Genomic DNA, 7,294 nt, shown 5'->3' on the forward strand with positions numbered 1-7,294 from the left:
CGGACACCGGGCCCGCCAGGAGGGCCGCATGCCGAAGCCGGGCATCTACCGCGCCGGAGTCCCGTGCTGGGTCGTGCTCACGACGCCGGACACCGCACGGGCACAGGCCTTCTACGGTGCGCTGTTCGGCTGGGAGTTCGTCCCGACCGGCCCCGCCGAGGCGGTGGCCACCCGGTACGGCGCCCAGGTCGCGGCCGTCGAACGGGCCCGGCCGAGCGACCCGCCCGCCGTCTGGACCACCTTCCTCTCCTGCCCCGACCCGCTGCGCACCCTCGCCGTCGTCCGGGCCGCCGGCGGGCACCTCGCCCGAGAGCCCCACGAGGTGCCCGAGCAGGGCTGCGCCGCACTCGCCGTCGACCCGCTCGGCGCGCGCTTCGGGCTCTGGCAGGCCGGCACCATCGACGGCGCCGGCCTGGTCGACGAGCCGGGCACGCTCGCCTGGAACGAACACCTCTCCCCCGACCCCGGCGCCGCCCGGGCCTTCTACCGCCGGACCTTCGGCTACAGCTACGACCGGCCGCGGGCGGGCCGCGCCCTCGCCCGGGTGGCCGGCCTCCCCGCGTGCAGCATCGGCCCCTCCGGCGCGGGCGCGGACGCCCGCTGGCTGGCGCACTTCGCGACCGAGGACACCGACCGCACCGCCGACCGGCTGCGCACCCTCGGCGGCACGGTCGTCACCGGGCCGGAGCCGGCGCCGTTCGGCCGCACCGCGCTGGCCCGGGACGACGCGGGCGCGGAGTTCGTGCTGGTCGCCGTCCCGGCCCGTGACTCCGCGGCGGCCGCCTGAGCCCGGACCGCCGGGGCACCCCCTTGCCCGCGGAGCCGGCGCCATCCCTGCCGGTCCGTCAACTTTCCTTTCCGGCAAGCCGGTTCGCCAGCGCCCCGCACCCGGTGGCGAACGGCCCCGCCGAACCGGCCGTCCGTTGCGACCGCTACCGTGCTGGTATGAGTTCCTTCCTGCGCGCGTACCTGGTCGACCCCGCGGAGCTCCGCGCCCGCGTCGGCAGCGGCAACGAGGGGGCGGTCGACGAGGCCCTCGCGTACTTCGGCCCGTCCCTGGACAGGTCCGACGAGCACTTCGCCGACGAGATCGCACAGGGCGCCCCGACCGCCCTGGAGGCGCTGCGCGCCGTGGTGCACGGCGGGCCCTTCTCCGACAGCGAGGACCACGCCTTCCAGTACGCCTTCGCGTACCGGCGGCTGTGCTGGCTGGTCGGGCAGCCCCTGGAGGTCGACTCCTTCGGCCCGTTCCGGGGCAACTGGCTGGAGGTGGTCGACGAGGGCCTGAAGGCGTACGGGATCACCGCCGTCTCGGTCGCGGACTTCCAGCACGGCGGCGGGCTTCCCGCTGAACTGCCCCACTGCGACGTGCCGTCCTGCAGCACCTGGCCGTCCGAGGACTGCCGGAAGGCACTGGACCGGTTCGAACAGGCCAAGCGCGCGGGCCGCACCCCTGCGCCGGAGCGCGAGGTGGCGGAGGCCGTCGCGGAGATCGTCCGCTGGCTCCGGCTCGCACAGCACCGGAAGGGCGCCGACATCGTCGGCTTCGTCTCCTGAGCCGCTGGACGGCTGAACCCTTGAACCGCTGAGCCCGCCCACTGAGCCCGTGAACCGCAGAACCCGGACGACCTCCGGGCAGCCCGCCCCCGAACGACCGCGGGAGTCCCGGGCGGCGACGGGACTCCCGGTTGCCCCGCACCGGCGGGCGTCAGTCCTTCACCGCGCCGGCCAGCCCGGAGACCAGCTTGCGCTGCACCGCGATGAAGAAGATCAGCACCGGCACGGTCATCAGCGTGGACGCCGCCATGATGCCGCCCCAGTCGTTCTCGTCCGGCTTGAAGAAGACCAGCAGTGCCGAGGGCAACGTCTGGTTCTGGGTGGCGCTGATGATGAAGGTCTTGGCGAAGACGAAGTCGTTCCACGCCGCGATGAAGGAGAACACGCTGGTCGCGGCGAGGCCCGGCGCCACCAGCGGTAGCAGGATCCGCCACAGGATGCGGGTCCGGCTCGCCCCGTCGATCTGCGCCGCCTCCTCGATCGAGACCGGGACGGCCGCGACGAAGCCGCGCATCATCCAGATCCCGAACGGCAGCGAGAACGCCAGCTGCACCAGGACCAGGGAGGCCAGGGTGTTCAGGCCGATGCCCGGCGCGAACCGTCCCGCGTCGCGGAACATGAAGAACAGCGGGATGGTCAGCGCCTCGACCGGGATCATCTGGGCGATCAGGAACATCACCATGATGGTGGTGCGGAACCTGAACCGGAACCTGGTCACGGCCACCGCTGCCAGGAAGACCACGATCGCCGACAGCACCACCACCGACAGCGCGACCACCAGGCTGTTCACGAAGTAGCGGCCGAAGCCGTCCACGCTGAGCACCTGCCGGAAGCTCTCCAGCGTCGGGTGAGCGGTCCACGGCTTGGGGTCGAGCGACTGGATCTCGCCCTTGGGCTTGAAGGCCGAGAGCACCATCCAGAAGATCGGGAAGGCGGTGACCACGGCCAGCACGATCGCGCCGGTGTTGGCGGCCAGGCGCCACCGGCCGCGGGTGTTCCGGAGGCCGCGGGTGTTCCGGGCCGGCTTCACGGCAAGGGGGTTCGCCGGGCTCACAGTTCGTTCCCCGTCCGTCGCAGGGTGCGGATATACAGGACCGTCGGGATCACCAGGATCAGCAGCATGATCACGCCGATCGCCGCGCCCAGCCCGTACTGCGAGGAGGCGAACGCCTTCTGGTACGCGTACACGTTGAGCACCAGGTTCTGGCCGGCGATGCCGCCGCCCTCGGTCATCACGTAGATCTGGGTGAAGACCTTGAAGTCCCAGATCACCGACTGGATCACCACGATGGTCAGGATCGGCCGCAGCATCGGCGCGGTGATCCGGCGGAAGGTGGTCCAGGTGTTGGCGCCGTCCAGGGCGGCCGCCTCCATGATCTCCTCCGGGATGGCCCGGATGCCCGCGTAGAGGGTGACCATCACGAACGGGTAGGAGTGCCACACCACCACGGCGCCGACGATCAGGAACGCCGTCCACTTGTCGTAGAACCAGTTGAACTCGTGGAAGCCGGAGAACCCGAGGCCCTCCAGGGTGTGGTTGACCAGGCCGAGGTTGGTGTCGAACAGGAAGCTCCACACCGTCGAACCGGTCATCGCCGGCGCCGCCCAGGCGGCCATCGCCGCGGTGGTCAGCGCCAGCCGCGGCCACCGGCCGACCTTGGTGAGCAGCACCGCGAGGGTGGCCCCGACGGCCAGGGTGGCGGCCACGCAGAACGCGGCGAAGCCGATGGTCTGGAACAGCACCGTCCAGAACTGCTGGTCCTCCAGGATCTTCGTGTAGTTGCCGAAGCCGACGAAGGAGGTCGGGGCGCCGCCGGAGGCCTGGGCCTGCCCGAAGTCCAGGACGGACAGCAGGCCGAGCTGGTAGATCGGGTAGGCGACCAGCGGGATCAGGATGACCGCGGCCGGCAGGAGCAGCAGCAGCGGGGGCCGCCGGCGCCGGCCGCCCGGGGGTGCGGCCGGCGCCCTGCCCCCACGGCGCCTCTGCGGGGAAGGCGGCGCCGGGGCGGTCGAGGTGGGTACGGACACGTGCGGGACCTGCTCTCTGAGACGAACCGGGAGGGGGGCCGTCCGTACGCGGCCGGTGGCGCGGCGCCCTTGGGCTCGGTACCCGTGGGCTCGGTGCCGGCGGACGCGATGCCCGTGGGCTCGGTGCCGGCGGACGCGATGCCCGTGGGCTCGGTGCCCGTGGCGGGCGGTCGGCCGTCAGTGCGCGGCGAAGGCCGAGGAGATCTGCGCGGCGGCGTCCGCCGAGGCCTTGGCCACGTCCGCCTTGCCGGTGACGACCTGCTGGAGCATCGTCGGGATCACCGACTGGGCGTCGATCTGCGCCCACGCCTGGTCGAGCGGGACGAACCTGGTACCGGCCGCGATGGTGTCGGTGAAGGGCTTCAGGAACGCGTCCTTCGCCGCGACCTTGCCGCTGACGGACTTGAGCGTCGGCAGGTTGCCCATCGCGTCGTACATCTGCTCCTGGTACGTGGGGCTCGCCAGCAGCTCGGCGAACTCGACGGCCAGCGTGCGGTGCTTGGCCGCCTTCATCACGCCCAGGTTGTTGCCGCCGGCGAAGGCCGGAGCGATCGAGCCGGGCTTCTCCCCGGGCAGCGGCACCACGCCGTACTTGCCCTTGACCGCGCCCGCGTCCACCTTGCTGCGGTTGGAGTTGAGCAGTACCGCCATCGCCGACTTGCCGGCTGCGAACAGGTCGACGGTCTTGCCGCCGGTCAGGTCCGCGCACTGCTGGGCGGGGCAGCCGTCCGCGCCGAACAGATCCGTGTAGCGCTTGATGCCGGCCTGCGAGGCGGGCGAGTCGATCGCCGCCTTGAACTTGGAGCCGTCCTTGGTGGCGATGTCGCCGCCCGCGTCCCAGACGAAGGGCAGTGCGGCAAAGGTGTACTTGCCGCCGACGGCGATACCGAAGGTGTCCGGGTGCGCGGCACGGATCTTCTGGTTGGCGGCGACCAGCTCGGCGTACGAGGTCGGCGGGGTGAGGCCGGCCTCGGTGAACAGGTCGGTGCGGTAGTACAGCGCGCGCACGCCGACCCACCAGGGCAGGCCGTAGGTCTTGCCGTCGACCACGGCGGTCTTGGCGATCGCCGGGTCGAGGTCGCCCTTGTCCTGCCACTTGTCCAGGTCGGCGGTGATGTCGGCGAGGCCGCCGGCGGCGACGTAACCGGGCAGGTCGGTGTTGCCGAACTCGACCAGGTCGGGGGCGCTGTTCGGGTCGTTGAACGCGCCCTTCATCTTGGCCGCGCGGGCCGAGGCGTCGGTGTCGATGTAGCTGACGTTGACGGTGACGCCCTGGTGGGAGCCCTGGAACTCGGTCACGGCCTTGGCGACCACGGCCTCCTTGGCCGCGTTGCCCGCCTCGTTGTACAGCCAGACCTGCAGCGTGCCGGTCCGGTCGTCGGCGGCCTTGTCGCTCGCCGGCGAGGCAGTGCCGGGGGCGCAGGCGGTGGCGGCCAGGCAGCCGGCGGCGAGCACGACGGCTGCGGCGGTCCGTCCGATGAGTCGCATGGTGGAGACCTCCCCTCCCGACAGCTGCCGCCGAGACGTCCGCCGCCGGGGACGGGCACGTCGAAGCAGGCCCTGACCGGGGCCGATGGTGGGTGAAGTGGTGGGGGTACGGCAGGGCGCAGCGCTCGGGTGGGGCGACGTCGCCTGCTCGATGGCAGGGACGTTAGGCGGGCGCGATCGGCGCCAACAAGAGGGAGTTGGTGAAAGTTTTGCACTGCACAACGTTGTATCGAAGATGCGGCGATCCGGCTGCGAACGGGTACGTTCTGACAACCGCCGCCGACCTGCGGGGGAACACCGGCAGAACGACACCAGGAAACGGACCCATGACGGAGACGGCGCCCAAGAAGCCCGCGACCGAACGCAACCAGTCCTCCTCGCTGCGCCGCGCGCTCGCCGTCCTCGGCTACGTCCGCGACCACAGCGACGGGCGCGGCGTCCCGCTCGCCCAGCTCGCCGACGGACTCGGCCTCAACAAGAGCACCGTGCTGAGGCTGGCCGGCCCCCTGCTGGACGAGCACCTGCTCGACCGGGACCGCGAGACCGGCTGGTTCCGGCTCGGCCACGGCTCCCTGCGGCTCGGTCAGGCCTACCTGACCACCCTCGACCTGCGCAGCGTGGCCGCCGAACACCTGCGCCGGCTCCAGCGGGAGGCGGGCGAGACCGTCCACCTGACCGTCTGGCAGGCCCCCGGGATCGTCTACCTGGACAAGGTCGAGGACGAGACCAACGTCCGGATGGCCTCCCGGGTCGGCAGCCGGGCCCCCGCCTACTGCACCGCCACCGGAAAGGCGATCCTCGCCTGGCTGCCCGAGGAGGCCGTCGCCGAGGTGGTCGCGGCGGGCCTGCGCCCGGTGACCGCCTGGACCATCTCCGACGAACCCCGGCTCCGGGCCGACCTCGCCCGCGTCCGCGCCCGCGGCTACTCGATCGACGACCGCGAGAACGAGCCCGAGGTCCGCTGCGTCGCCGCCCCGATCTTCGACCACACCGGCGAGGTGACCGCCGCGCTGTCCGTCTCCGGCCTCACCTCACGGATGACCGCCGCCCGGGTCCGCGCCCTCGGCCCGGTGGTCGCCCAGGTCGGCCTGCGGATCTCCCGCGAACTGGGCTCCGACCGCCAGCCGTCCTGAACTCCCGGCCGATCCCCGCTCCCGGACATGCGAAAAGGGCCCGGCGCCAGTTCCATGGCGCCGGACCCTGTCCGACATCGGAGCGCCAGGCCCGGGTCGCACGGACTCTTCCTACTGAAAGTAGGACGTGCTCTGGTAGCACCACTGACGCCTGAGGAGGAATCACTCCCTCGCAACGAGAAGTACAGTACCAGCTCCGTGATCATTCACCGAATCGGAGGAAAATCCCGAATGACGAGCGCTCGGCTTCAGACGGTTCCGTACGCCGCCGGTCGGCTGACGGACATCCACCTTCCGGCGCCCGGCAACGCCGGGCCGGCTCCCGTCGTACTGCTCTGGCACGGCAGGGGTCCGAACGAGCGTGACGTGCTGCGCCCGTTGGCCCGGGAGGCCGCCGGGCTGGGGCTGCTGGTGCTCGTCCCGGACTGGAGCGCCGAGCAGCCGGACGGCGGCAGTGCCGAACTGCTCGCCTCGCTGGCCCAGGCCCGCCGGATCGCCGCCGGGTACGACGGGGACCCGACGCGCCTCGTCCTGGCCGGCTGGTCGATGGGCGGCCGCGAGGCGATCGCCGTGGCCACCCACCCCGACACCCCCGCCGAGCTGCGCCCCGTCGCCGCTGTCGGCATCGCCTCCCGCTACTCGACCGAGGCCGTCACCACCGGCGAAGCCCCGCTCGACCACCTGGCGGCCGGCCCCTCCCCCGTCCCGCTCCGGCTGGTCCACGGCACGGCGGACGAGACCGTGGACATCGAGCACACCCGGCAGTTGAGCGCTGCTCTGACGAAGCAGATGTCGGCGGTACGGACCCTCGAACTCCCCACCGACCACGCCGGTGTGGTGATGACCACCTACCGGCCCGAGGCCCGCCGCTGCCTCCCGGCCACCGATGCCGGCACCCTGGCGGCAGGCCGGCGGACCGCCGCCGTCCTCGCCGAGGCGGCCGGACTGTCCTAGGGTCCGTCTTCAAACCCCCGCCTGCGGGGGCGGTTTCTAAGGAGCCGTTGTTGTACCGAGTGGTTCGCTTGGCGTTCGAACGAGGGTTCCCGGTCGAGTGATCCTGCGGCAACCCGGGCATGAAGACAGGGTCC

7 protein-coding genes are annotated in these 7,294 nt (G+C 72.0%); 4 read left to right on the forward strand and 3 right to left on the reverse strand.

Annotation, left to right across the window (positions count from 1 at the left end):
- The first annotated feature begins 28 nt into the window (after positions 1-28).
- Together AB0O11_RS23035 and AB0O11_RS23040 are read left to right on the forward strand one after the other, a co-directional pair.
- Positions 29-787, forward strand: coding sequence for a VOC family protein (locus AB0O11_RS23035; RefSeq protein ID WP_363390029.1), 759 nt, complete (start codon positions 29-31; stop codon positions 785-787).
- Between the two features lie 158 nt (positions 788-945).
- The gene (locus tag AB0O11_RS23040; protein ID WP_363390031.1) at positions 946-1,557 is read left to right on the forward strand and encodes a hypothetical protein; all 612 of its coding nucleotides are present in this window, start codon (positions 946-948) and stop codon (positions 1,555-1,557) included.
- 151 nt (positions 1,558-1,708) lie between these two features.
- Here AB0O11_RS23040 and AB0O11_RS23045 read toward each other — a convergent pair whose 3' ends face one another.
- The 3 genes from AB0O11_RS23045 to AB0O11_RS23055 all read right to left on the reverse strand — a co-directional run bounded on the left by AB0O11_RS23045 (position 1,709) and on the right by AB0O11_RS23055 (position 5,073).
- Positions 1,709-2,587 carry a carbohydrate ABC transporter permease gene (locus AB0O11_RS23045; protein ID WP_363390034.1) on the reverse strand — a complete coding sequence of 293 codons (879 nt, stop codon included), beginning with the start codon at positions 2,585-2,587 and terminating at the stop codon, positions 1,709-1,711.
- Between the two features lie 20 nt (positions 2,588-2,607).
- The gene (locus tag AB0O11_RS23050; RefSeq protein ID WP_363390036.1) at positions 2,608-3,585 is read right to left on the reverse strand and encodes a sugar ABC transporter permease; all 978 of its coding nucleotides are present in this window, start codon (positions 3,583-3,585) and stop codon (positions 2,608-2,610) included.
- 177 nt (positions 3,586-3,762) lie between these two features.
- On the reverse strand, positions 3,763-5,073 hold the full coding sequence (locus AB0O11_RS23055) for an extracellular solute-binding protein (protein WP_363390038.1): 1,311 nt from the start codon (positions 5,071-5,073) through the stop codon (positions 3,763-3,765).
- Between the two features lie 326 nt (positions 5,074-5,399).
- Here AB0O11_RS23055 and AB0O11_RS23060 point away from each other — a divergent pair, with 326 nt between their 5' ends.
- Positions 5,400-6,206: an IclR family transcriptional regulator gene (locus AB0O11_RS23060; protein ID WP_363390040.1), complete on the forward strand. Its 807-nt coding sequence runs from the start codon at positions 5,400-5,402 to the stop codon at positions 6,204-6,206.
- Positions 6,207-6,437: 231 nt separating this feature from the next.
- Entirely contained in the window at positions 6,438-7,160 is a 723-nt protein-coding gene (locus tag AB0O11_RS23065) for an alpha/beta hydrolase (RefSeq protein WP_363390042.1), read from the forward strand.
- Positions 7,161-7,294 lie beyond the last annotated feature (134 nt).

The organism is Kitasatospora sp. NPDC093102 (assembly GCF_040683915.1).
Lineage (GTDB): Bacteria > Actinomycetota > Actinomycetes > Streptomycetales > Streptomycetaceae > Kitasatospora.